The organism is Streptomyces sp. NPDC017056 (genome assembly GCF_044332485.1).
Lineage (GTDB): Bacteria > Actinomycetota > Actinomycetes > Streptomycetales > Streptomycetaceae > Streptomyces.
Genome location: NZ_JBIRPD010000001.1, coordinates 51,911 through 73,937, shown reverse-complemented (window position 1 = coordinate 73,937; position 22,027 = coordinate 51,911). Strand labels below are relative to the sequence as shown.

The 22,027-nt window shown below is 73.8% G+C and carries 20 protein-coding genes and 1 riboswitch; of the genes, 10 read left to right on the top strand and 10 right to left on the bottom strand.

All coding sequences use genetic code 11. The features are described from left to right. The first annotated feature begins 103 nt into the window (after nt 1-103). On the top strand, nt 104-1,120 hold the full coding sequence (locus ACH4OW_RS00305; RefSeq protein ID WP_360137590.1) for a 2-hydroxyacid dehydrogenase: 1,017 nt from the start codon (nt 104-106) through the stop codon (nt 1,118-1,120). Here ACH4OW_RS00305 and ACH4OW_RS00300 read toward each other — a convergent pair. Together ACH4OW_RS00300 and ACH4OW_RS00295 are read right to left on the bottom strand one after the other, a co-directional pair. Beyond that, entirely contained in the window at nt 1,086-3,011 is a 1,926-nt protein-coding gene (locus ACH4OW_RS00300; RefSeq protein WP_398023766.1) for an anthranilate synthase family protein, read from the bottom strand. The two genes, ACH4OW_RS00305 and ACH4OW_RS00300, sit on opposite strands and share 35 nt — an antisense overlap. A 165-nt stretch (nt 3,012-3,176) precedes the next feature. After that, nucleotides 3,177-3,980, bottom strand: coding sequence for an alpha/beta fold hydrolase (locus ACH4OW_RS00295; RefSeq protein ID WP_398023764.1), 804 nt, complete (start codon nt 3,978-3,980; stop codon nt 3,177-3,179). Between the two features lie 155 nt (nt 3,981-4,135). On the opposite strand from ACH4OW_RS00295, the gene ACH4OW_RS00290 reads away from it, so the two are divergent. From ACH4OW_RS00290 to ACH4OW_RS00280, 3 genes are all read left to right on the top strand, one after another. Then, nucleotides 4,136-5,518 (top strand): PLP-dependent aminotransferase family protein, encoded by a 1,383-nt coding sequence (locus tag ACH4OW_RS00290; RefSeq protein ID WP_398024414.1) that lies wholly within the window; start codon nt 4,136-4,138, stop codon nt 5,516-5,518. 89 nt (nt 5,519-5,607) lie between these two features. Then, a complete protein-coding gene (locus ACH4OW_RS00285; RefSeq protein WP_398023762.1) occupies nt 5,608-6,957 on the top strand; it encodes a class II 3-deoxy-7-phosphoheptulonate synthase in 1,350 nt (449 codons plus the stop codon). Between the two features lie 145 nt (nt 6,958-7,102). Then, entirely contained in the window at nt 7,103-7,345 is a 243-nt protein-coding gene (locus tag ACH4OW_RS00280; protein ID WP_360137650.1) for a (2Fe-2S)-binding protein, read from the top strand. Nucleotides 7,346-7,371: 26 nt separating this feature from the next. Here the strand turns inward: ACH4OW_RS00280 and bfr are convergent, their stop codons facing one another. Next, nucleotides 7,372-7,851: a bacterioferritin gene (gene bfr, locus ACH4OW_RS00275; RefSeq protein WP_360137602.1), complete on the bottom strand. Its 480-nt coding sequence runs from the start codon at nt 7,849-7,851 to the stop codon at nt 7,372-7,374. Between the two features lie 146 nt (nt 7,852-7,997). Between bfr and ACH4OW_RS00270 the strand changes: the two genes are divergently transcribed. After that, a complete protein-coding gene (locus ACH4OW_RS00270) occupies nt 7,998-8,630 on the top strand; it encodes a sulfite oxidase-like oxidoreductase (protein ID WP_360137605.1) in 633 nt (210 codons plus the stop codon). Nucleotides 8,631-8,913: 283 nt separating this feature from the next. On the opposite strand, the gene ACH4OW_RS00265 is transcribed toward ACH4OW_RS00270, so the two are convergent. The 5 genes from ACH4OW_RS00265 to thiO all read right to left on the bottom strand — a co-directional run bounded on the left by ACH4OW_RS00265 (nt 8,914) and on the right by thiO (nt 14,337). Beyond that, entirely contained in the window at nt 8,914-9,798 is an 885-nt protein-coding gene (locus tag ACH4OW_RS00265) for a deoxyribonuclease IV (RefSeq protein ID WP_398024412.1), read from the bottom strand. Between the two features lie 63 nt (nt 9,799-9,861). Beyond that, nucleotides 9,862-11,853: a Stk1 family PASTA domain-containing Ser/Thr kinase gene (gene pknB, locus ACH4OW_RS00260; protein WP_398023759.1), complete on the bottom strand. Its 1,992-nt coding sequence runs from the start codon at nt 11,851-11,853 to the stop codon at nt 9,862-9,864. A 172-nt stretch (nt 11,854-12,025) separates the two neighbouring features. Further along, nucleotides 12,026-12,820 (bottom strand): thiazole synthase, encoded by a 795-nt coding sequence (locus ACH4OW_RS00255; protein ID WP_360137611.1) that lies wholly within the window; start codon nt 12,818-12,820, stop codon nt 12,026-12,028. A gap of 9 nt (nt 12,821-12,829) precedes the next feature. After that, nucleotides 12,830-13,048: a sulfur carrier protein ThiS gene (thiS, locus tag ACH4OW_RS00250; protein ID WP_360137614.1), complete on the bottom strand. Its 219-nt coding sequence runs from the start codon at nt 13,046-13,048 to the stop codon at nt 12,830-12,832. Next, nucleotides 13,045-14,337, bottom strand: coding sequence for a glycine oxidase ThiO (thiO, locus tag ACH4OW_RS00245; protein WP_398023756.1), 1,293 nt, complete (start codon nt 14,335-14,337; stop codon nt 13,045-13,047). Before thiO ends, thiS begins: the two co-directional genes overlap by 4 nt. Next, a riboswitch (TPP riboswitch) is annotated at nt 14,335-14,448 on the bottom strand. Its footprint overlaps the gene before it by 3 nt. A 172-nt stretch (nt 14,449-14,620) precedes the next feature. Between thiO and ACH4OW_RS00240 the strand changes: the two genes are divergently transcribed. The 5 genes from ACH4OW_RS00240 to ACH4OW_RS00220 all read left to right on the top strand — a co-directional run bounded on the left by ACH4OW_RS00240 (nt 14,621) and on the right by ACH4OW_RS00220 (nt 19,303). Beyond that, nucleotides 14,621-15,904 (top strand): NAD(P)/FAD-dependent oxidoreductase, encoded by a 1,284-nt coding sequence (locus ACH4OW_RS00240; RefSeq protein ID WP_398023754.1) that lies wholly within the window; start codon nt 14,621-14,623, stop codon nt 15,902-15,904. 70 nt (nt 15,905-15,974) lie between these two features. Continuing rightward, nucleotides 15,975-16,340: an Rv2175c family DNA-binding protein gene (locus ACH4OW_RS00235; protein WP_360137620.1), complete on the top strand. Its 366-nt coding sequence runs from the start codon at nt 15,975-15,977 to the stop codon at nt 16,338-16,340. 149 nt (nt 16,341-16,489) lie between these two features. Next, entirely contained in the window at nt 16,490-17,140 is a 651-nt protein-coding gene (gene thiE / locus ACH4OW_RS00230) for a thiamine phosphate synthase (RefSeq protein WP_360137623.1), read from the top strand. Nucleotides 17,141-17,286: 146 nt separating this feature from the next. After that, nucleotides 17,287-18,204 carry a methylenetetrahydrofolate reductase [NAD(P)H] gene (metF, locus tag ACH4OW_RS00225; protein ID WP_360137626.1) on the top strand — a complete coding sequence of 306 codons (918 nt, stop codon included), beginning with the start codon at nt 17,287-17,289 and terminating at the stop codon, nt 18,202-18,204. 52 nt (nt 18,205-18,256) lie between these two features. After that, complete coding sequence (locus ACH4OW_RS00220; protein ID WP_398023751.1) at nt 18,257-19,303, top strand: hypothetical protein; 1,047 nt, start codon at nt 18,257-18,259, stop codon at nt 19,301-19,303. Nucleotides 19,304-19,380: 77 nt separating this feature from the next. Here the strand turns inward: ACH4OW_RS00220 and ACH4OW_RS00215 are convergent, their stop codons facing one another. After that, nucleotides 19,381-20,925, bottom strand: coding sequence for a phytoene desaturase family protein (locus ACH4OW_RS00215; RefSeq protein ID WP_398023749.1), 1,545 nt, complete (start codon nt 20,923-20,925; stop codon nt 19,381-19,383). 59 nt (nt 20,926-20,984) lie between these two features. Beyond that, nucleotides 20,985-21,605 (bottom strand): DUF4126 domain-containing protein, encoded by a 621-nt coding sequence (locus tag ACH4OW_RS00210; RefSeq protein WP_398023747.1) that lies wholly within the window; start codon nt 21,603-21,605, stop codon nt 20,985-20,987. Nucleotides 21,606-22,027: the final 422 nt, after the last annotated feature.

Here is a 22,027-nt window from a genome sequence, read left to right as displayed (position 1 = left end):
CACGCTCCGCGCCGTATATTCGGCCTTGTCGCCGCATATGCCCCGAAGCGGGCGTCGGCGACCGGACCGAGCGACCCGGAACGGCCGAGGAGCGGGAGAAAACGTGGAGATCATCGCATTCGGCGTGCAGACGGACGAGCGGCCGCTGCTGACGAGGGCCTTCGCCGGACGCCACCAAGTCCGCTGCCTCGACGTCTTCCTCAACCGCGACACCGCCCCCATCGCCGCCGGCTACGAGGTCGTCAGCGTCAGCGTCAACGCCGACCTGAGCGCCGAGGTGCTCCAGGAGCTGGCGGCGGGCGGCACGAAGATGATCGCCCAGCGGGCCACCGGCTACAACAACATCGACCTGGAGGCCGCACAGGACCTTGGCGTGACCGTCGGGCGGGTCTCCTACTACTCGCCGTACTCCGTAGCGGAGTTCGCCTGGGCGCTGGCCACCGCCGTCAACCGCCGCCTCGTGCGGGCCGCCAACCGCACCCGCAACTTCGACTTCAGGCTGGACGGCCTGATGGGCCGCGACCTGCGCGGCCGTACCGTGGGCGTGCTCGGCACCGGCAAGATCGGCGAGGCGTTCACCCGCATCGCCCACGGCTTCGGCATGAACCTGCTGGGCTGGGACCTCGCCGAGAACCCCCGCTGCGCCGAACTGGGCATGAAGTACGTCGGCCAGGACCGGCTGTTCGCGGAGTCCGACCTGATCAGCCTGCACGTGCCCCTGACGGAGGCCACCCGGCACCTCATCGACGCCGCCGCGCTGGCCGCCATGAAGGACGACGCGATCCTGGTCAACTCCAGCCGCGGCGGCCTGGTCGACACCGCGGCGCTCGTGGAGACCCTCAAGGCCGGCCGGCTCGCCGGCGTCGGCCTGGACGTCTACGAGGAGGAGGCCGGGCTCTTCTTCTTCGACAAGTCCCTCGAAGTCATCCACGACGACACCCTCGCCCGCCTGATGACCTTCGGCAACGTGCTGGTCACCTCGCACCAGGCGTACTTCACCGAGGACGCGGTCAGCCAGATCGTCGACGCCACCGTGCGCAACGTCGAGGACTACCTGGCCGGCCGCGCCAACGAGAACACCCTCGTCACACCAGGACGGCGGCCAGCAACTGGGCGGTGATCGCCGCGCCGTCCAGGGTCAGCACCGACTCGGGATGGAACTGCACACCCGCGAAGCCGGGGCCGCGCAGCGCGTGCACCTCGCCGGTCTCCGCGTCCCGGCTCAGCTCGACCCGGTGCATGGCCAGTTCGGCCACCGCCGCCTCGTCGCAGCGGGCCGTGAACGTGTTGTAGAAGCCGACGGTCTCCTCGCGCCCGAAGAAGTCGACGCGCTCCTGCGCGCCCTGGAACGGCACCTCCTTGCGCACGACCTCCAGGCCCAGTTCGGCGGCGATCAGCTCGTGGCCGAGGCAGACGCCGAGCAGGCCGTGCCGGTGGTCGCGCACCAGCTCCGCGGTCAGCGCGCGCAGCAGGCGCATCTTCGGGTCGGCGGCGTCCGACGGGTTGCCGGGCCCCGGGCCGAGCACGACCGGGCCCTCGTGGGCGGTCGCGGCCTCCCGCAGCCCCGGCTCGTCGAAGCGCCGCACCGTGACCGTCAGGCCCGAGGTGCGCAGCAGGTGCGCCAGCATCGCGGTGAAGGTGTCCTCGGCGTCGATCACCAGGGCGTGCCCGGACAGCGCGGCGGTCGGCGCGGTGCTCTGCATCCGCAGCCAGAAGGGGGCGAGGTCGGCGCGGCGGGCGTCGAGCGCCGCGCGCACCCGCGGGTCGTCGGCCAGCCGCGGCGCCCGTACGGCTCCGGCGGCACGGTCCGGCGCGGGGCGCACGCCGAGCGCGGTCAGCACCCCCGCGGCCTTGGCGTGCGTCTCGGCGACCTCGGCCCTGGGGTCGGAGGCCCGTACGAGGGTGGCGCCGACCGGGACGCGCAGGCCGCCGCCGGCGTCGATGTCCGCCGTACGGATGAGGATCGGCGAGTCCAGGGTCTGCGCGCCGCCCGCGTCCCGCCCGAGCAGGGCCAGCGCCCCGGCGTAGTAGCCGCGGCCGCCCACCTCGTGGCGCTCGATCACCCGGCAGGCGTTCTGCACGGGGGAGCCGGTGACGGTCGCCGCGAACATGGTCTCCTTGAGGACCTCCCGCACGTCCAGCGAGGAGCGCCCGCGCAGCTCGTACTCCGTGTGCGCGAGGTGCGCCATCTCCTTGAGCCGCGGCCCGACCACCACACCGCCCTTGTCGCCGACGGTGCACATCATCTTGAGCTCCTCGTCCACGACCATGGACAGCTCCTCCACCTCCTTGCGGTCGCCCAGGAACGCCAGCAGGCCGTCCGCGGCCGGCCCGCCCGCCGGGTAGCGGTAGGTGCCGCTGATCGGGTTCATCACGACCGTTCCGCCGGACATCCGCACATGCACCTCCGGGCTGGCGCCGACCAGCGTCCGCACGCCCGGCCGGTGCACGACGTACGTCCAGTACGCGCCCCGCTCGCCGGCCAGCAGCCGCCGGAACAGCGCGAGCGCGTCGGCCGTGCCGAAGCCCGGGATCTCGCCCCGGAAGGTGCGCCGGATGACGAAGTTGGCGCCCTCGCCGGTCCCGATCTCGTCCCGCAGGACGCGCTCCACGATCCCGGCGTACGCGTCGTCGGAGACGTCGAACGTGCCGTCCGCCACCCGCACCTCGGCGGCGGGGAGTTCCGCCAGCACCTCGTCCAGCGGCAGTTCGTACGCCTCGCTCGGGTGCAGCACCGCCAGCGGCGTGCCGTCGTCGCGGACGTCGAACCCGCGCTCGCGGATCTGCCGGAACGGGACCAGCGCCAGCGCGTCGGTGGTGGCCGCGCCGCCGTGCGGCACGCCCTCGCCGAGCGCGATGTCCGCCAGCCGCGGCACCTCGGTCACCTCGCCGACCAGCACTTCGACGGTGTCGGCCGCGGGGCGGCCGGGCGTGCGGCGGCGGAGCAGGGCGAACGGCGGGCAGCCGGGTGACAGGAGGCGGCGCAGGACGTCGGTGGTGGAGCGAGGCATGTCGGCGGTTCCTTCCGTAAGGGGAGGAACGGCCCGTACAACACGGAAGGCCGCCCCTCGGGCGGCCTTCGCGATGTCAGTGGTACGCGCGATCAGTGGGCCGCCGGATGAGCGGTCCACCACCAGTTCATGTTCATGGTTGATTGCGCGTGCATGGCCGTCACCCTACCCGACGCGCTCCGGGAGCTCCGCGAGAAAGCCGGTCAGCGCGGCGTCGAAGGCGCGCGGCTGTTCCAGGTTGGGCAGGTGGGCGGCGCCCTCGATGACGGCGAGCCGCGCGTCCGGGATGCGGGCGTGCAGGAATGCGGCTTCGGCGACGGGTGTGTACGTGTCGTCGCGGCCGACGGCCACCAGGGCCGGCATGGCGAGGCCCGTCAACGTGCCGGTGTAGTCGGGGCGTTCGGCGCGGCCCCGGAGCGCGGCCGCGGCTCCCTCGGGCGGGGTGCCGAGCATCATGCGGCGCACGTGCTCCGCCACCGCTGGCCGGGTGGCGATGGTGCGCGGCGCGACCATCTTGTCCAGTACCTCTTCGGTGTAGCCGCGCATCCCTTCGCGCAGCAGCCGGTCGGCCATGGCGTTGCGCTGCCGGCGGCCGTCGTCGGTCTCGGCGCGGGCGGAGGTGCCGGCGAGGACGAGGGCGCGCAGCCGTTCCGGGAAGCGGCGGGCGCACTCCATGGCGATCTGGCCGCCCATCGACAGGCCGCCGAGGACGATCCGCTCGGTCACCTCCAGGTGGTCCAGCAGCGCGGCGAGGTCGGCCGCGAAGGTCTCCAGGCGGGTGACGCCCGGTACGACCTGGGAAGCGCCGTAGCCGCGCAGGTCCGGGACGAGGACGCGGTGGCCGGCGGTGGCGAGCGCGGCGGTCTGCGGGGCCCACAGGGTGTGGTCGAAGGGGTGCCCGTGCACGAGGAGGATCGTTTCCCCTCCGGTGCCGCCGGTGTCCTCGTACGCCGTGGTGATGCCGTTCACGGCAGCTTTGTGCAGCACAACTCGCCCCTGTCGGTTGGGTATTGCCCACTGGCCCGTTGACGGCTCGATGCTATGAGGGGCATCATCTCGGTGCAATAAAAACATTGCACTCGGTGCAATGGGGGCGACAGTCGGTGACCGGACCGGGAGGGCTCGTGGAGGACTACCAGCGCATCGCGGACACCGTCGCGGCCGACATCGCCGCCGGGCGGCTGCGGCCCGGCGACCGCCTCGCCACCCAGCGCGCCTTCGCCCGCGCCCACGGCATCGCCAACTCCACCGCGACCCGCGTCTACCGCGAACTGGCCCGCCGCGGCCTGACCGTCGGCGAGGTCGGCCGCGGCACGTACGTACGCGCCGCACAGCACGCCCCGGGACCCGCCCTGGCCGAACCCGCCGACCCGGCCCGCCGCACCCGCGTCAACCTCGAACTCAACTACCCCGAGGTCCCCGGGCAGGCCGCCCTCCTCGCCCGGGGCCTGACGCGCCTGCTGCGCCCCGACGTGCTGAGCGCGACGATGGCGGTGGCCCCCGCCACCGGCACCGGGCCGGCGCGCGACGCCTGCGCCGCCCTCCTGGCCCGCGCGGACTTCCGCCCCGACCCGGCCGGCCTGCTCTTCGCCGGCAACGGCCGGCAGGCCATCGCCGGCGCGCTCGCCGCGCTGGTGCCGCCCGGCGGCCGCCTGGGCGTCGAAGCGCTCACCTACCCCCTGGTCAAGTCGGTCGCCGCCCGCCTCGGCGTCACCCTCGTCCCGCTGGCCACCGACGCGTACGGGCTGCGCCCCGACGCCCTGCGCGCCGCCCACCGCGGCGCCCCGCTGAGCGCCGTCTACGTCCAGCCGACGCTGCACAACCCCCTCGGCGTGACCATGCCGGCCGAGCGCCGCGACGAACTCGCCGGGACGCTGCGCGCACTCGGCCTGTGGGCCGTCGAGGACGCCGTCTGGTCCTTCCTCCTGGGCGACGCCCGGAGCGCCGCGCTCCCGCCGCTGGCCGCCCTCGCCCCCGAGCGCACGCTCCTGGTCGACAGCCTCTCCAAGCGCCTGTCGCCCGGCCTGACCATCGGCCTGGTCCTGGCACCGCCGGCACACGCCGACCGGGTCGCCGCCGCGCTGCGCTCCGGCGGCTGGACGGCCGGCGCCTTCGCCCTCAACGCCGCGGCCGGCTGGCTGCTCGACGGCACGGTGACGACGGTCGTCGAGGCCAAGCGCCGGGACGCCGCCGCCCGCCAAGAGCTGCTCAGCGCGCACCTGGAAGGCTTCCGCGTACAGGCCGACCCGGCGTCCTACTTCGCCTGGTGGGAGCTGCCCGGGCCGTGGCGCGCCGAGACCTTCCTCGCGGCCGCCGCCCGGCACGGCATCGCCGTCACCCCCGGGGCGGCCTTCGCCGTCGGCCAGGAGGGCGCGCACGGCGCCGCCCCCGCCCCGCACGCGGTCCGCGTCGCCCTCGCGGGCGCCGCCGCGGACGAGCTGCCGTACGCCCTGGACACGCTGGCCGCCATCGCCCGCGGCACCCCCGAGGACGCCCAGCCGGACTGACCCGGACCCCGGGGCGCCGCGATGGGAGCTTCGTCTCACATCCCGGTCGGCGAGATGGACCCCTCCCGGGACCCCGTAAAGTTGGCGGCGTGACCGTGAACGCTGAAATCCACGCCGGTGGCAACACCTGGCGAGACCTGCCCGCGGCGCAGCAGCCTGAGTGGCCGGACCAAGAGGCTCTGCGCGATGTGATCGCCGAGCTGGAGTCCTATCCGCCGCTCGTCTTCGCCGGCGAGTGCGACCAGCTGCGCGAGCGCCTCGGAGCGGTCGCCCGTGGCGAGGCGTTCCTGCTCCAGGGCGGCGACTGCGCGGAGGCGTTCGACGCCGTCTCGGCCGAGCACATCCGCAACAAGCTCAAGACGCTGCTCCAGATGGGCGCGGTCCTGACGTACGCGGGCTCCGTGCCGGTCGTCAAGGTCGGCCGGATCGCCGGCCAGTACAGCAAGCCGCGCTCCAAGCCGACCGAGACCCGCGACGGCGTGACGCTGCCGACCTACCGCGGCGACTCCGTCAACGGCTTCGAGTTCACCGAGGCGGCCCGCATCCCGGACCCGCAGCGCCTGAAGCGGATGTACCACGCCTCCGCCGCGACGCTGAACCTCGTACGGGCCTTCACCACCGGCGGCTACGCCGACCTGCGCCAGGTGCACGCCTGGAACCAGGACTTCGTGAAGTCCTCGCCCTCCGGGCAGCGCTACGAGGCGCTGGCGCGCGAGATCGACCGCGCGCTGAACTTCATGAACGCCTGCGGGGTGGACCCGGAGGAGTTCAAGACGGTGGAGTTCTACGCCTCCCACGAGGCGCTGGTGCTGGACTACGAGTCGGCGCTGACCCGCACCGACTCCCGTACCGGCGACCTCTACGACGTCTCGGGCCACATGGTCTGGATCGGCGAGCGCACCCGCCAACTGGACGGCGCGCACATCGAGTTCGCCTCCCGCATCCGCAACCCGATCGGCGTCAAGCTGGGCCCGACGTCGACCGTGGAGGACGCGCTCACGCTCATCGAGCGCCTCGACCCGGAGCGCGAGCCGGGCCGGCTGACCTTCATCACCCGGATGGGCGCGGACAAGATCCGCGACAAGCTGCCCGAGCTGGTCGAGAAGGTCACCGCCTCCGGCGCGCAGGTCGCCTGGATCTGCGACCCGATGCACGGCAACACCTTCGAGGCCGCCTCGGGCCACAAGACCCGGCGCTTCGACGACGTGCTGGACGAGGTCAAGGGCTTCTTCGAGGTCCACAAGGGCCTCGGTACGCACCCGGGCGGCATCCACGTCGAGCTGACCGGCGACGACGTCACCGAGTGCGTGGGCGGCGGCGACGAGATCTTCGTCGACGACCTGCACCAGCGCTACGAGACCGCCTGCGACCCGCGGCTCAACCGCAGCCAGTCGCTCGACCTGGCGTTCCTGGTGGCGGAGATGTACCGCGACCAGTAGCCCGGCGGGCCCGCGGGGCCGCATGTGACACGCCGATGGGGCACGGATCACAGGATCCGTGCCCCATCGGCGTTGTGAGCGGACTTTGGTCCCGGGTAAGGTAAGGGTAACCTCACCGCGGAACAGGTCGACGGAGGTGGCCCGCGTGTACGTCTGCTCGTGCTTCGGCATCACGGAGCAGCAGGTCCGCGACCACGCGGAATCCGGCGCCTGCACCCCGCGCCAGATAGCCTCGGCCTGCAAGGCCGGCACCGACTGCGGCGGCTGCGTGCGCCGTATCCAGGCACTGCTGGGCCGAGGCGCCTGCCCCCGGCGCGAGCTGATCGAGCAGGGCGCACCGGAGCCGCTGGGCACCGACGTGCCCGACGCCCTTCCCGAAGCGGCCTGAGGTAACGGTTCGCCCGACCGGCCGGCTCAGCTGTCCGGCTGCTCGACCAGCTGGGCGATGTACAGCGCCTCGCCGAGCTTCTCCACCAGGTCCAGCTGCGTGTCGAGGTAGTCGATGTGGTGCTCCTCGTCGGCCAGGATGCTCTCGAAGATGTTGGCCGAGGTGATGTCGCCCTTGGTACGCATCAGCTCGATGCCCCGCTTGAGGCGGTCGATCGCCTCCACTTCGACCTGCCGGTCCGCCTGGAACATCTCGGTGACGGTCTGGCCCACCCGGACGTGGAAGAGCCGCTGGTAGTTGGGCAGCCCGTCCAGGAACAGGATGCGGTCCGTGAGGATCTCCGCATGCTTCATCTCGTCGAACGACTCGTGCCGGGTGTACTTGGCCAGCTTGGTCCAGCCGAAGTTCTCCTGCATTTTCGCGTGCAGGAAGTACTGGTTGATGGCGGTCAGCTCGGCGGTCAGCTGCTCGTTGAGGAATTCGATGACCTCGGGGTCGCCCTGCATGGCAGCGGGCTCCTTCCACGCGAGTACTGGCAGGTGCCGCGCATCCTTGCACCGTCGTGAGCGGGGCGTCCAGTAAGTGCACGCTTAGTACGAGTTGCCCGAATCCCTGCCGCCCTGGTCACCGGCACCCCCGAGGGTCTGACACCATGGAGAGCATGGGTCAGCCCGAAAGCCGCGAAGCGGAACATCCTCAGCTGCCTCCGGGGCAGCGGCTGCAACGGGGATGGCCGGTCACGCATTACGGCCCGGTGCCGAAGTTCCGGCCCGAGCGCTGGGAATTCCGGGCTTTCGGCGCCACCGCGGACGGCGGCAAACACTGCTGGACGCACGACGAATTCGCGGCGCTGCCCTATACGACCGTGGTGGCCGACATGCACTGCGTCACGAAGTTCAGCATGCTCGGAGCCGAATGGGGCGGCGTGTCGACCCGAACGGTCCTCGATCTCGCGCCGCCCGCGCCGGACGTCACCCATGTGATGGTGTGGGCCGAATACGGATTCAGCTCCAATCTGAAGCTGGCCGATTTCGCCTCGGAGAAATGCCTGTTCGCCACCCACCGCTCCGGCGAGCCGCTCACCGCCGAGCACGGCTTTCCCGTCCGGCTGATCGTCCCGCACCTGTACGCCTGGAAAGGCCCCAAATGGGTGCGCGGCATCGAATACATGACGGCGGACCGCCGCGGCTTCTGGGAGGAGCGCGGCTACCACAACCTCGGCGACCCGTGGCGCGAACAGCGCTACTCCTACCAGGAGGAACCGGGCGACGGCCCGGAGCCCTAGGCCCTGTCGTCAAATTCCCGCCTGCCGCGCGACGCCTGGCACGCACTCCCCCAGCTACCGCTGGGAGGTGCCCCCACGCTGCGTTGCCGAAACGCCCTAGTAGCTCCGCTACGAGGGCGCCCCGGCGCCTTGCGATCGGCTCGGCTTCCGAAGGATGGATCGAAGAGCCGAGACGGAGCGCAGCGGAGTGCACCAGACGCCGCGCGGCCCGCCCTCCGGGCGGAACGACGGGAATTTGACGACAGGGCCTAGCGGACGGCCGCCACGCGGCGGCCGCCCCCGCTCAGACCGGGTTCCGCAGCTCCTTGAGGCGCGCCACGTCTGCCGCGTGACCTTCCTTGCCGCCCGGCGTCTCGATCACCAGCGGCACGCCCCGCGTGGCCGGGTGCCGGAACAGTTCGCCGAACGGGTCGGCGCCGATGTGCCCGGCGCCGATGTTCTCGTGGCGGTCCTTGTGCGCGCCGACGACGTCCTTGGAGTCGTTGGCGTGGATCAGTTTCAGCCGGTCCTCGCCCGCGACCTCGACCAGCTCGTCCAGCAGCGCCTTCATCCCGCCGGGCGCCGCCATGTCGTGCCCGGCCGCGAAGGCGTGGCAGGTGTCCAGGCAGATACCCAGCTTCGGGTGCCGGTCCAGCGCGTCGAAGTACGGGCCGAGGTCCTCGGCCAGCGCGCACAGCGACGCCCCCTGGCCCGCCGTCGGTTCCAGCAGCAGCCACGGGTCGTCGTCGTGTGTCAGCTCTTCCAGCAGCGGCCGCATCCGCTCGCGCACCTGCGCCAGCGCCTCCTTGCGGGGCCGCCCGCCGGTCGCCGAACCGGTGTGCACGACCACGCCCAGCGCGCCGATCGCCCGGCCGCGCAGCAGCGAGTGGCGCAGCGACACCACGGACTTCCCGACCGTCTCCTGGTTGTGCGAGCCGAAGTTGATCAGGTAGGGCGCGTGCACGTACGCCGGCACCGCTTCCCGCTCGCACGCCTCCCGGAACGCCTCGTCCTGCTGCGGGGTGCCGGGCGGCGTCGCCCAGCCGCGCGGGTTGGCGACGAAGACCTGCACGGCCTCCCCGCCGATGTCACGGGCGTACGGGATACCGACCTTGGCCAGGCCGCCGGCCACCGGCACGTGGCCGCCGACCGGGTTGCGCTCACGGGCGCGCTGCTGGGACTGGGAGATGCTCACCCGTCAAGGGTGCCAGGTGGGGCCCGCCCGTCCGGCCTCGCGGGCGGGCGGCCTTGCTCACAGCGCGCTCTTCAGCCGAATCGTGATCTTGCTGCCCTTGGGGGCCTGCTCGCCGCCCGCGACCGACTGGCTGTCGACCGTGTCCTTCGGGAACAGGAACGGCTTCTTGACCTCGACCTCGAAGCCCGCGCCGGTCAGCGCCTGCTTCGCCGCGTCGGTGCTCTTGCCCGTCACGTCCGGCACGGTCACCATCTCCGGGCCCTCGGACAGCGTGAGCGTGACGGTCTCGCCCTTGCCCAGCTTGCCGCCCTGCCCCGGCGACTGCCGGGCGACCTTGCCCTTGTCGTGCGGCGAGTGCACCGTCCGGTCGTCGATCTTCACGTCGAAGCCGGCGCCGCGCAGCGTGGCCTCGGCGTCCGCCCGGTCCCGGCCGGTCACGTCCGGCACGTCGGCCGCCGCGCCGCGGCTGACCGTGAGCGCGACCGCGGTGTCCGGGCGGCGCTTGCTGCCCGCCGCCGGGTCGGTGGCGATCACCGAGCCCTTGGCGACCTCGTCGGAGAACTCCTTGCGCACCGTGCCGACCGTCAGCCCCAGGTCGCGCAGCTTGCGCTTGGCGTCCGCTATGGGCGTCCCGGCCAGATCGGGCACCTGGACGATCTCGGGGCCCTTGGAGAGGGTGAGGGTGACCGTGTTCGTGCCGCGGATGCGCTTGCCGATCTCGGGGTCGGTGGCCATGACGTGCCCGCGCTCCACGTTCGGGCTGTAGGCGAGCTTCACCTTCACGTCCAGGCCCTCGGCGCGCAGCGTCTGCTCCGCCTTGGCCTGCGTCATGTCCAGCACCGCGGGGACCGTGGTGAACTGCCCGGAGTTGATGTACCAGACTCCCGCGCCCACCAGCAGCACGAGCAGCACGGCGGCGACCACCGAGACCGTCTTGCGGCGCGCCCGCAGGAGACCGGCCACCGCGCCGGACCGCGGCGCCGCGGCCGCCGGGCGCAGCCGGGTGGTCTGCTCGGCCGCCGGTGCCGGCGGGGCAGGCGGCGTCTCCAGCCTGCTGGTGCGGTTCAGCTGCTCCTCCAGCGGGAGCGGCGGCTGCACCGCGGCGACCCGCGGCAGCACGCTCGTACGGTCCTCGGAACCCGCCTCGGAGCCGCCCTCCGGCGCCTCGACCGCCTGCGGGGGAACGGTGTCCAACTGCGCGTCGGACAGCTCGGCGCGGGCCGTGCGGGCCTGCGCGAGGAGCGTCACCGCGTCCTGCGGGCGCAGCTCGGGGCGGCGCGCGGTGGCCGCCGCGACCAGGTCGTCGAGCTGCGGCGCCAGCTCCGGCGCGTACGTGGACGGGGCCGGCACGTCCTCGTGAAGGTGCTGGTAGAGGACCTGGGCCGCGGTGCCGCCGGTGTGCGGCTTGCCGCCGGTCAGCATCTCGAACAGCACCACACCGCAGGCGTAGACGTCGGCGGGCGGCCCGGCCGTGCCGTCCTCGATCTGCTCGGGCGCCAGGTAGGAGACGCTCCCCAGGAGCGTGCCGGTGGAGTCGGCGGTGTGCGTGCCCACGGTCCGTACGAGGCCGAAGTCGGCGACCTTGACCCGGCCGTCGTCGCCGATCAGCACGTTCTCCGGCTTCATGTCCCGGTGCACCAGCCCGGCCCGGTGGGCGGCGCCCAGCGCGGCCAGGATCGGCTCCAGGACGTCCAGCGCGGCCCGCGGCTGGAGGGCGCCGCGCTCCCGCAGGACGTCGCGCAGCGTGCAGCCGGCGACGTACTCCATCGCCAGGTAGACGTACGTGCCGTCGGTGCCCTGGTCGAAGACGCCCACCACGTTGGGGTGGTCGAGCCGGGCGGCGGACTTGGCCTCGCGGATGAAGCGGTCGACGAACGCCGTGTCCGCGGCGAGCGCCGGGTGCATCACCTTCAGGGCGAGCACCCGGTCCAGCCGGGTGTCCACGGCCCGGTAGACCGTGGCCATGCCGCCGGCGGCGATGCGCGCCTGCACCTGGTAGCGGCCGTCGAGCAGCTGCCCGACCAGGGGGTCCTGAAGGGTCGTATCCACGGCAGACGAGTCTACGAGCCGCCGGGCGGGGCTCCGACGCCCTGCCCGGCCCCCGGGCCGTACTGAAGCCGAACAGTGACAGGCCGCATGACCCGGCGTGGGCGAGTCGCGCCGGATGTCCCTTTCGGCCGGGCCGGGCGGCGCCACCTGGGGCGGCGCCGCCCGCCGCGCGTCAGAAGGCGGGCCGCTCCGGGTCCAGCGCGGCCATGCCCTCCGTGGGCGAGGACGCCTCCGCGTAGTGGCGGCGCGGCATCCGCCCCGCACGGAACGCGAGCCGGCCGCCCTCGACGGCGTGCCGCATCGCCTCCGCCATCAGCACGGGCTCCTGCGCCCGGGTCACCGCGGAGGCCAGCATCACCCCCGCACAGCCCAGCTCCATGGCCAGGGCCACGTCGGAGGCGGTGCCCGCGCCCGCGTCCAGGATCACCGGCACCCGGGCCCGCTCGGTGATCAGCTGGAAGTTGTGCGGGTTGCGGATGCCCAGCCCGGACCCGATCGGGGAGCCCAGCGGCAGGATCGCGGCGCAGCCCACGTCCTCCAGCTTGCGGGCCAGCACCGGGTCGTCGCTGGTGTAGGGCAGCACGGTGAAGCCGTCGTCCACCAGGGTCTCGGCGGCGTCCAGCAGCTCGACCGGGTCCGGCAGCAGGGTGCGCTCGTCGGCGACCACCTCCACCTTGATCCAGTTCGTGCCGAGCGCCTCACGGGCCAGCCGGGCGGTGAGGACGGCCTCGCCCGCGGTGAAGCAGCCCGCGGTGTTCGGCAGCACCCGGATGCCGTGCCGTTCCAGTACGGACAGCACCGAGCCCTGCACGGTCGGGTCCAGGCGGCGCATGGCGACCGTCGTCAGCTCCGTGCCGGAGGCGAGCAGCGCCCGCTCCAGTACGTCGAGACTGGTCGCCCCGCCGGTACCCATGATCAGCCGGGAGTCGAAGGTGGTGTCGGCGATGGTGAGCAGATCGTCGGCCATGGCGGGGGATCAGCCTCCCTGGACTGCGGTGAGGACCTCGACGCGGTCGCCGTCGCCGAGCGGGGTGGCGGGCCACTGCCCGCGGGGTACCACGGCTTCGTTGACGGCCGCTGCCACGCCGCCGGGCGCCGTGGTGAGGCCGGCGACGAGCCGGTCGAGGGTGAGCCCGCCGGGGAACTCGCGGGGCTCACCGTTCACGGAGACGGTGATGGGTGTGGTGACGGTCATGCGGGCTGCTCCTGGGAGGCGGGGGCGGACACGGGGCGGGGCGCGGCGCCGGGCGGCTCCGGCGCGAAACGGTCGGGGGCGAACGGCCTGGCCTCCTCCGGCAGCCGGCCGCCGGTCAGCGCCGCCGCCATCGCGTCGCCCGTGACGGGCGTCAGGAGCACGCCGTTGCGGTAGTGGCCGGTCGCCACCAGCAGGCCGGGCAGCGCGGTCGGGCCGAGCAGCGGCGCGTTGTCGGGCGAGCCGGGGCGCAGCCCGGCGCGGGTCTCGACCAGCGGCAGTTCGGTGATGCCGGGCACCAGCTCGTGGGCGTCCCGCAGCAGCTCGTACACCCCGCCGGCGGTGACCGTGGTGTCCCAGCCCAGCTCCTCGCTGGTGGCGCCGAGCACCAGCTCGCCGTTCTCGCGCGGTACGAGGTAGACCGGGCCGCCGCGCACCACGGCCCGCACCGTGCGGGACAGGAACGGTACGCCGCCGGGCAGCCCCTGCGGCATGCGCAGCCGCAGCACCTGGCCCTTGACCGGGCGCACCGGCGGCAGCACGCCGTCCGGGACGCCCGCCAGCCGCCCGCTGCGGCTGCCCGCGGCGAGCACCACCTGCCCCGCTGTGACACGGCCGCCGCCGGCCAGCACGGCGCCGGTGGCGCGGCCCCGCTCGACGGTCAGCCGCTCGGCGGTGGTGCGGTGGAAGGCGACCCCGGCCCGCTCGCAGGCGGCGAGCAGCGCCGCCGCCAGCCGGCGCGGGTCGACCTGGTGGTCCCCGTCCACGCGCAGGCCGCCGCGCACGCCCGGCGCGAGCATCGGCTCCAGGCGCCGGCATTCGCGCCCGGTCAGCCAGGTGGAGTCCAGGCCGCTGCGGAGCTGGAGGGCGTGGAGGTCGCGCAGGTAGGCGCGGTCGTCGGCGTCCAGCGCGACGGCCAGGGTGCCGCACGGGCGGTAGCCGATGTCCCGGCCGCCCGCCTCGGCCAGCTCGGCGGCGAAGTCCGGGTAGCGGCGGGCGGAGGCGAGGTTGAGGCCGAGCAGCGTCTGCTCGCCGTAGTGCAGCTCGGTGACGGCGGCCAGCATCCCGGCCGCGACCTGGGCGGCGCCGCCGCCTGGTGCGGGGTCGGCGACGGCGGTGCGCAGCCCGCGCTGGGCCGCCCGCCAGGCGGTGACCAGCCCGATGACGCCGCCGCCGACGACGAGTACGTCCGGATGCCCGCCGGAGCCGGGTGACCCGTGTGGTGTGGGCGGCCCGGCCCTGCCCGTATGGGGTGCGGCGGTACGTGCCGCGGTCCGTGCAGGTGGATGCATGGGTGTCCAGCCCCTCCCTTCGCCGGCATGACCCGGATCAGGTTCGTACGGTCGGAGGCCGCAGCAGCCTCCCTCTCAGCCCGGTGCGTCCGGGCTCCCGCGAGTGCGTTCACCGGCCACACTAGTACGGGCCACGGGCGCGCCGTAAGAGAGCACCGGGCCCGCACCCCGGGCCGTGGCCGGTTCTCGCGGGTACCGGTGGGTGACGGACCGTGACGTTGTGTCAGAGATCTCGTCGCGCGGTGCTGCGGCCCGCGAGACGCGCCGTCCTAGAGTTGGCCGGGTGAGCGAGCAGACCCAGCCTCCCCAGGACCCGGACCGCACGCGCCAGGAGGACGACAGCCTCCAGCGCGCCGCCGAGCGCACCCGGCGGGTCGTCGTCGTGGGCGCCGGAATGGCCGGCGTGCAGACCGCCGTCGCCCTGCGCGAACAGGGCTGGCGCGGGGTGATCACCCTGGTCGGCGACGAGCCCCACGCGCCGTACGACCGCCCGCCGCTGTCCAAGGCCGTACTGCTCGGCAAGGCCGACGGGTCCGCCTTCGACGTGGACTTCGCGGCGCTCGGCATCGACCTGCTCCTCGGCCGGCGTGCCACCGGGCTCGCCGCCGCCTCACAGGTCGTCGAGACCGACGGCGGGCCGCTCCCGTACGACCACCTGGTCATCGCCACCGGCGCCGAACCGGTCACCCTGCCCGGCAGTGCCGGCCTGCCGGACGTCCACGTGCTGCGCACCCTCGACGACGCCGAGCGGCTGCGGCCCGTACTGGCCGGGCAGCGCGAGATCGTGGTCGTCGGCGCGGGCTGGATCGGCGCCGAGTTCGCCACCGCGGCACGCGAGGCGGGCTGCCCGGTGACCGTCGTGGAGGCCGCCGACCGGCCGCTGGCCGGGGCGCTGCCCGCAGAGGTCGCCGCCCCCATGGCGGGCTGGTACGAGGACTGCGGCGCCCGGCTGCGCACCGGTGCCAAGGTCGCCGCCGTCACGGACGGCGCGGTGGCGCTCTCCGACGGCACGACGCTGACCGCCGACGCGGTCGTCGTCGGCATCGGCGCCAGGCCAGCCACCTCCTGGCTGGCCGGCTCCGGCGTCGCGCTGTCGCCCGAGGACCGCTCCGTGCTGGCCGACGAGCGGCTGCGCACCTCCGTCCCCCGCGTGTACGCCGTCGGCGACTGCGCTTCCTTCCCGTCCGCCCGCTACGGCAGCCGGCTGCTGATCCACCACTGGGACAACGCCCTCCAGGGGCCGCGCACGGTCGCCGCCACCATCGCCCGCGGCGAGGCGGAGGGCCCGCTCTACGATCCGGTCCCGTACTTCTGGTCCGAGCAGTTCGGCCGCTTCGTGCAGTACGCCGGGCACCACGCGGGCGCGGACGAGACGGTCTGGCGCGGCGATCCGGCGAGCGCGGCCTGGTCGGTGATCTGGCTGCGCGAGGGCGTGCTCGTCGCCCTGCTCGCGGTCGGCCGGCCGCGCGACCTCGCCCAGGGACGCAAGCTCATCGAGCGGGGCGCGGTACTGGACCGGCACAAGGCGGCGGACGCCTCGGTGCCGTTGAAGTCGGCGGTGCTCTGAGCGGTCCGCGCGGCGTCCCTTTGGCGATGCCCCGCTACCGGCTGTCAGTGCGAGGTGGCAGGCTTGTCCTGTGACCGAGATTGACGCAAAGATCGATGGACTCGTACCCGCCTGGCTCACCCTCCCCGACATCGCCGAGATGATCGGCGTTGAGGTGACGCGTGTGCGGCAGCTGGTGAAGGAGGGCCAGCTGATCGCGGTGCGCCGCGGCGAGAACCGGGCCCTGCACGTGCCGGCCGACTTCATCAAGGATGACAAGGTCGTCAAGGGCCTCGTCGGGACGCTCACGCTCCTGCGGGACGACGGCTTCACCGACGAGGAGATGCTGGAGTGGCTCTTCACCGCCGACGAGACCCTGCCCGGCACCCCCGCCCAGGCCCTGCGTGAGAATCGCGGTACGGAGGTGAAGCGCCGGGCACAGGCGCTCGCCGTCTAGCAGCCCGTACGGCTGCGGGGGCGCCTTCGGGCGCGTCCGCGGCCGTTCGCCGTCGCGTTCGCACCCGCGGCCGCGACCGTCTTCGCACCACTAGGGCGTACGGGCCGGAAGGCCCGGCCCGTACGCCGCCTACCTGGGGGGACCCGCCGATGACCACCGCACGTCACGCCCTGTCCGACGCCCGCCTCTACCTGTGCACGGACGCCCGCAGGCGCCAGGGCGACCTCGCGCAGTTCCTGGACGCGGTGCTCGCGTCGGGCGTGGACGTCGTGCAGCTGCGCGACAAGGGCATGGAAGCGGGGGAGGAGCTGGCCCACCTGGAGGTCTTCGCGGACGCCTGCCGCCGGCACGGCAAGCTGCTGGCGGTCAACGACCGCGCCGACGTCGCCCACGCCATCGGCTCCGACGTGCTGCACCTGGGCCAGGGCGACCTGCCGGTGCCCGCGGCCCGCGCGATCCTCGGCCCGGACGTGCTGATCGGCCGCTCCACCCACGCCGAGTCCGAGGTGGACGCCGCGCTGGCCGAGCCCGGCGTCGACTACTTCTGCACCGGCCCGTGCTGGCCGACCCCGACCAAGCCCGGCCGCCACGCCCCCGGCCTCGACCTGGTGCGTTACGCGGCCGCGCGACAGCCCGAGCGCCCGTGGTTCGCCATCGGCGGCATCGACGCGGGCAACCTGGACCAGGTGCTGGAAGCGGGTGCCCGCCGGGTCGTCGTCGTCCGGGCGATCACCGAGGCCGAGGACCCGGGGGCCGCGGCCGCCGACCTGGCCAAGCGGGTGCGCGCGCACGGAGCGTGACCGGGACCGTCCGTGACGGGGGGCGCCCGGTGCCCGCTGGACGCGAGATGACCGGCGGGTGTCCGAGGCGTGGACCGGAACGCGGCTATCCGGGCATTTCGCCGGGACTGGTTGGTGCGCGCCGGGCCGCTGGTTAACCTGCACGTATGGCCCTAGGCACAGCTTCCACCAGGACTGATCGCGCACGGACCGTGCGCGACCTGCTCGCTTCCGGCAAGCAGTCGTATTCGTTCGAGTTCGCCGCCCCGAAGACGGAGAAGGGCGAGCGGACGTTGTGGAACGCCATTCGCCGGATCGAGGCCGTCGCGCCGACCTTCGTCTCCGTGACGTACGGCGCGGGCGGCACCTCCCGCGAGGGCACGGTGCGCGCGACCGAGCGGATCGCCACCGACACCACCCTCACCCCGGTCGCGCACCTGACCGCCGTGAACCACTCCACGGCCGACCTGCGCAACATCATCGGCCAGTACGCCGACGCCGGCATCCGCAACATGCTCGCCCTGCGCGGCGACCCGCCGGGGGACCCGATGGGCGAATGGGTCCGGCACCCCGAAGGCGTCCTGTACGCCGCGGAACTGGTCCGGCTCATCAAGGAGTCGGGCGACTTCTGCGTCGGCGTCGCGGCCTTCCCCGAGATGCACCCGCGCTCGACCGACTGGGACACCGACGTACGGCACTTCGTCGACAAGTGCCGCGCCGGCGCGGACTTCGCCATCACGCAGATGTTCTTCTACGCCGAGGACTATCTGAGGCTGCGCGACCGGGTCGCGGCGGCCGGTTGCGAGACGCCCGTCATTCCGGAGATCATGCCGGTCACCAACGTCCGCCAGATCGAGCGGTTCGCGCAGCTGAGCAACGCGGCCTTCCCGCCCGAGCTCGCCGCGCGCATCCTCGCCGTCAAGGACGATCCGGCCGCTGTACGCTCCATTGGCATCGAGTATGCGACGGAGCTGTGTGCGCGCTTGATGGCCGAGGGAAGTCCCGGGTTGCACTTCATTACCCTGAACCACTCCACGGCGACGCTGGAAATCTACGAGAATCTGGGTCTGCACCAGCAGTCCTGACCACGACGGCCATACCCAAGGCCGCCGTGGAGCGGGCGGAAGAGGGGCGTATATGGGCTGGGTGGTCCTCTACATCGCATTCGGCTGTGTGGCGCTCTGGCTCCTCGGTGAAGTGCTGCTCCAGTACAAGGCCAGGCTGCGGTGGCGGCTGCTGGCCTTCACCGGCTTCCTCGGCGTGGTCGTCGGCGTCGTCATCCCGTCGGTCGTCGTCATAGCGGTGGGCGCCGTCGCCTTCGCCGTCGGGCAGACCTACGTCACGCTCTCCTTCCGCAGCGGCTTCTCCGACGGCTGGGCCCTGCGCGGCAAGCGCCCCGGCAAGCGCCCCGAGAAGGGGCGGCGCCGGGCCAGGGGCGGCAGGGCCGCGGAGGCCGGACCGACGCTCCAGGTCTCGGACCTGGAGGCGGTCCCGGCCATGGAGAGCGCGGGCGCCGGGGGAGCGGACGGCGGGGGAGCGGACGGCTTCCCCGCCCCCACCGGGGCGGCCGCGTACGACGGCACGGACCCCTTCGCCGTTCAGGACGGCTTCCCGAGCCGTCCCGGGGCCCAGGACGGCTACGCGGGCGCCGACTCCACCGAGGTCTACGCCCCGCAGCCGCTGCCCGACGAGACCGGCCAGTACGGCATATACAGCCCGGACGCGCGCACGCAGCAGCCCGGTTACGCCGCGTACGACGGGTACGGGCAGGACACGTACGGCTACGACGGCGCGTACGGCGGCGGCGCCCAGGGCGGCCAGGACCCGTACGCCGACCACTACGGCGGTTACGGCTCCGACCAGGGCCAACAGGCGCCCTACTCCGACCCGTACATCGGCACGCAGCAGTACGCCGCACCCTACGACCCGTACGAGCAGCACGACGCCTTCGGCGGCCCGGCGGCCTACCCCGGGCCGTACCCCGGAGGGCAGGACACCGGGCATGGGCAGGCGTCCTACGGCGAGACGCCGCCCGGCGGGGTGTGGGTACCCCAGCAGCGCGGCAACGAGCCCGCTCCGGACCAGCTGCCCTATCCGCCCTACCAGGCGCCGCAAGACCCACAGAACCCACAGAACCCGCAGAGCCCCCAGCAGGGCTTCGACGGGCAGCAGTACCGGTACTGAGCGGCCAGTAACCGGTATCGAGCGGCCCTTTTCGCACCGGTGCGGAGCCAGGCCCCGCACCGGCCGGTGCCGTCAGCTCACTGGGAGCCGCGCCAGTCGTCCCCGTTCACGATCAAACCCGCGACGAGGGCGCCCGACATCCCGGCGTGCGCCAGCCCGCCACCCGGGTGCGCCCCGCCGCCGACCGCGTAAAGACCCGGTATGCGGGTGCGGTTGGCGGGGAGCAGGAAGCGGCCCCCGTCACCGGCCAGCGCGGGCCCCCGCACCGACTCGCCCTCGGCAGGCGGCAGCACGGCACGCCACAGCACCCGCTCCCGCAGCCCGGGTATCGCGGCCTCGGCGGCCTCGGTCAGCCGGTCGGCGGCGGCCGCCTGCGCGGGCGTTTCGCCGGACTCCGCACCCTCCCCGTCCGAGGCGGACGGCAGCGCCAGGTCCCCGTACGGCGCCACCGCGGCGCTCAGCGTCACGGCCTCGTGGTCGTCGTCGGGCCGGGAACCTGGGTCGTCGGGACGCAGCACCGTCACCGTCGGGCGGTCGCACAGCGCCCCCTGCCCCTGCCCGAACACCGCCGCCAACTCCGCGGCGCGGTCGGCCGCGTGGACGACCGTACGGTGTGCCGCGTCCGCCGGGCGGGGGCCGCGCAGCGCGAGGCAGACCGTGAACCGGCCCGGCGCGTGGCGCTCCGCGTCCGTGCCGGGACGTACGTCGTCCGCGCCCCACGGCTCCGCGTCCTTCAAGAGCGCCGGCAGCCGGCCGGGGGCGAGGCCCGCGACGACCGTGTCCGCGTCGGCGCACGTGCCGTCGCTCAGCTCGACGCCGGCCGCCCGGCCGTCCGCCACCACGACGCGCGTCACCTCCGCGCCGAAGGCGAACTCCACCTTGCGGGCCAGGCACCGTTCGTACAGCGCGTCGGCCAGCGCCCGCATGCCGCCGCGCGGATACCAACTTCCGAAAGTCTGCTCCATGTACGGCAGGACGGCGGCGCTCGCGGGCGCCGTGCGCGGATCGAAGCCGTACGCCAGGGCGTAGCTCTCCAGGAGGGCGGTCAGCCGCGGGTCCTTGAGCTCGCGGCGGGCCACCTCGGCGAGGGTGCCGGGCGCCGCGGGCCTGCGCCGCCCGAACAGGCCGCGCCTGGGCTCCGCCGGATACGGGTCGCGGCCCAGCACCTGCCAGTCGGGCCACAGGGGCTCCTCCAGCAACGGCCGCCGCGTACGGTCCCACGCCTCGCGGGCGCGGCCCAGGAAGTCGCTCCAGCGCTCGCCGGCGCCCGCGCCCAGCGCCCCGTCCAGCGCGGCGAGGACGCCGGCCCGCGACGCGTTCGGCAGCGGGACGGCCGTGCCGTCCGGGAAGACGTGGCGGGCGGCCGGGTCGACCTGGGACAGCTCGACCACGCTCTCCAGCGGCTCGCGGCCGGTCTTGACGAACAGGTCGCGGTAGACGGCCGGCAGGTGGAGCAGCCCGGGGCCGGTGTCGAAGGCGAAGCCCGCCCGCTCGAAGCGGCGCACCGCGCCGCCGTACGTCGCCCCGCGTTCGTACACCGCCACCCGGTGGCCCGCGACGGCCAGCCGGGCGGCGGCCGCCATCGCGCCCATCCCGGCGCCGATCACCGCAATCCGTGCCATGCCTGCGACTTTATCCGGCACCACCGACAACGCCGTCGCCGCCCGCCGGGACCGGCGGCTCAGCCCGCCGGCGGCCCGGCCCCGTACGCGGCCGCCGGCTGCCGCTGCTCGCGCCGCTGCCGCCTGCGCCGCAGGAAGCGCCGTACCCGCGACCACAGGAAGACCACCAGCAGGATGCCGGCGACCAGCAGCACACCGGCGATGACCGCCGCGGCCACCGGGTGGAACACCGCGAAGACGACGATGCCCGCGACGCCCAGGTCCTCCAGCGTGCTCAGCACGAAGTTGCTGGCCGGTTCGGGCGAGGTGTTCACCGCCATCCGCGTGCCCGCCTTGACCAGGTGGCTGACCAGCGCGCTGGTGCCGCCCACCGCGCCCGCCGCCAGCTGCGGCAGCGACCCGTCGTGGCCGGCCAGCAGCGCGGCCACCACGCCGCCGGAGACCGGCCGGATCACCGTGTGCACGGCGTCCCACACCGAGTCCACGTAAGGGATCTTGTCGGCGACGGCCTCGCACAGGAAGAGCCCCCCCGCGACGATCAGCACGTCGGTGCGCTCCAGGGATGCGGGCACCTCCTCGGCGACTCCGGTCGCCCCGAGCACGCCGAGGAGCAGTACGACGGCGTAGGCGTTGATGCCGCTGGCCCAGCCGCTGGTGAATACGAGGGGGAGTACAGACACGCAGCTGATCGTAACCAGCCGTTGCGCGCCGGTGCTCAGGTTTGAGTATCCGTACTCAGCCGCCGAGATGAGTAGGTACGCGGATGGGCCGCGACCTGCGCGGACGGAAGAGTGGGGACCACGGAAGGGGCGCGGCGCCGGCACCGCCGACACGGGGCGGCGGAACGGTACGGCACCCCTGACGTGACGGGGGAGCACGGGGGAAGCAAGGGGGCTCCACGGGGGAAAGCACGGGGGTGCGGGGCCCCACGGGGGAAGCGCTGTCCTGGTCGGATCGCCGGGGGAACGATCCGAACCGGGGCAGCGCGTCCACACGGACGACGGCGGGGGGGGGGCCCCCCAGCCCGCCCCCCCCCCCGGGCCGTGCCGGGCCCCCCCCCCCCCCGCGCCCCCCCCCCCCCCCCCCCCCCCCGGCGCCCCCC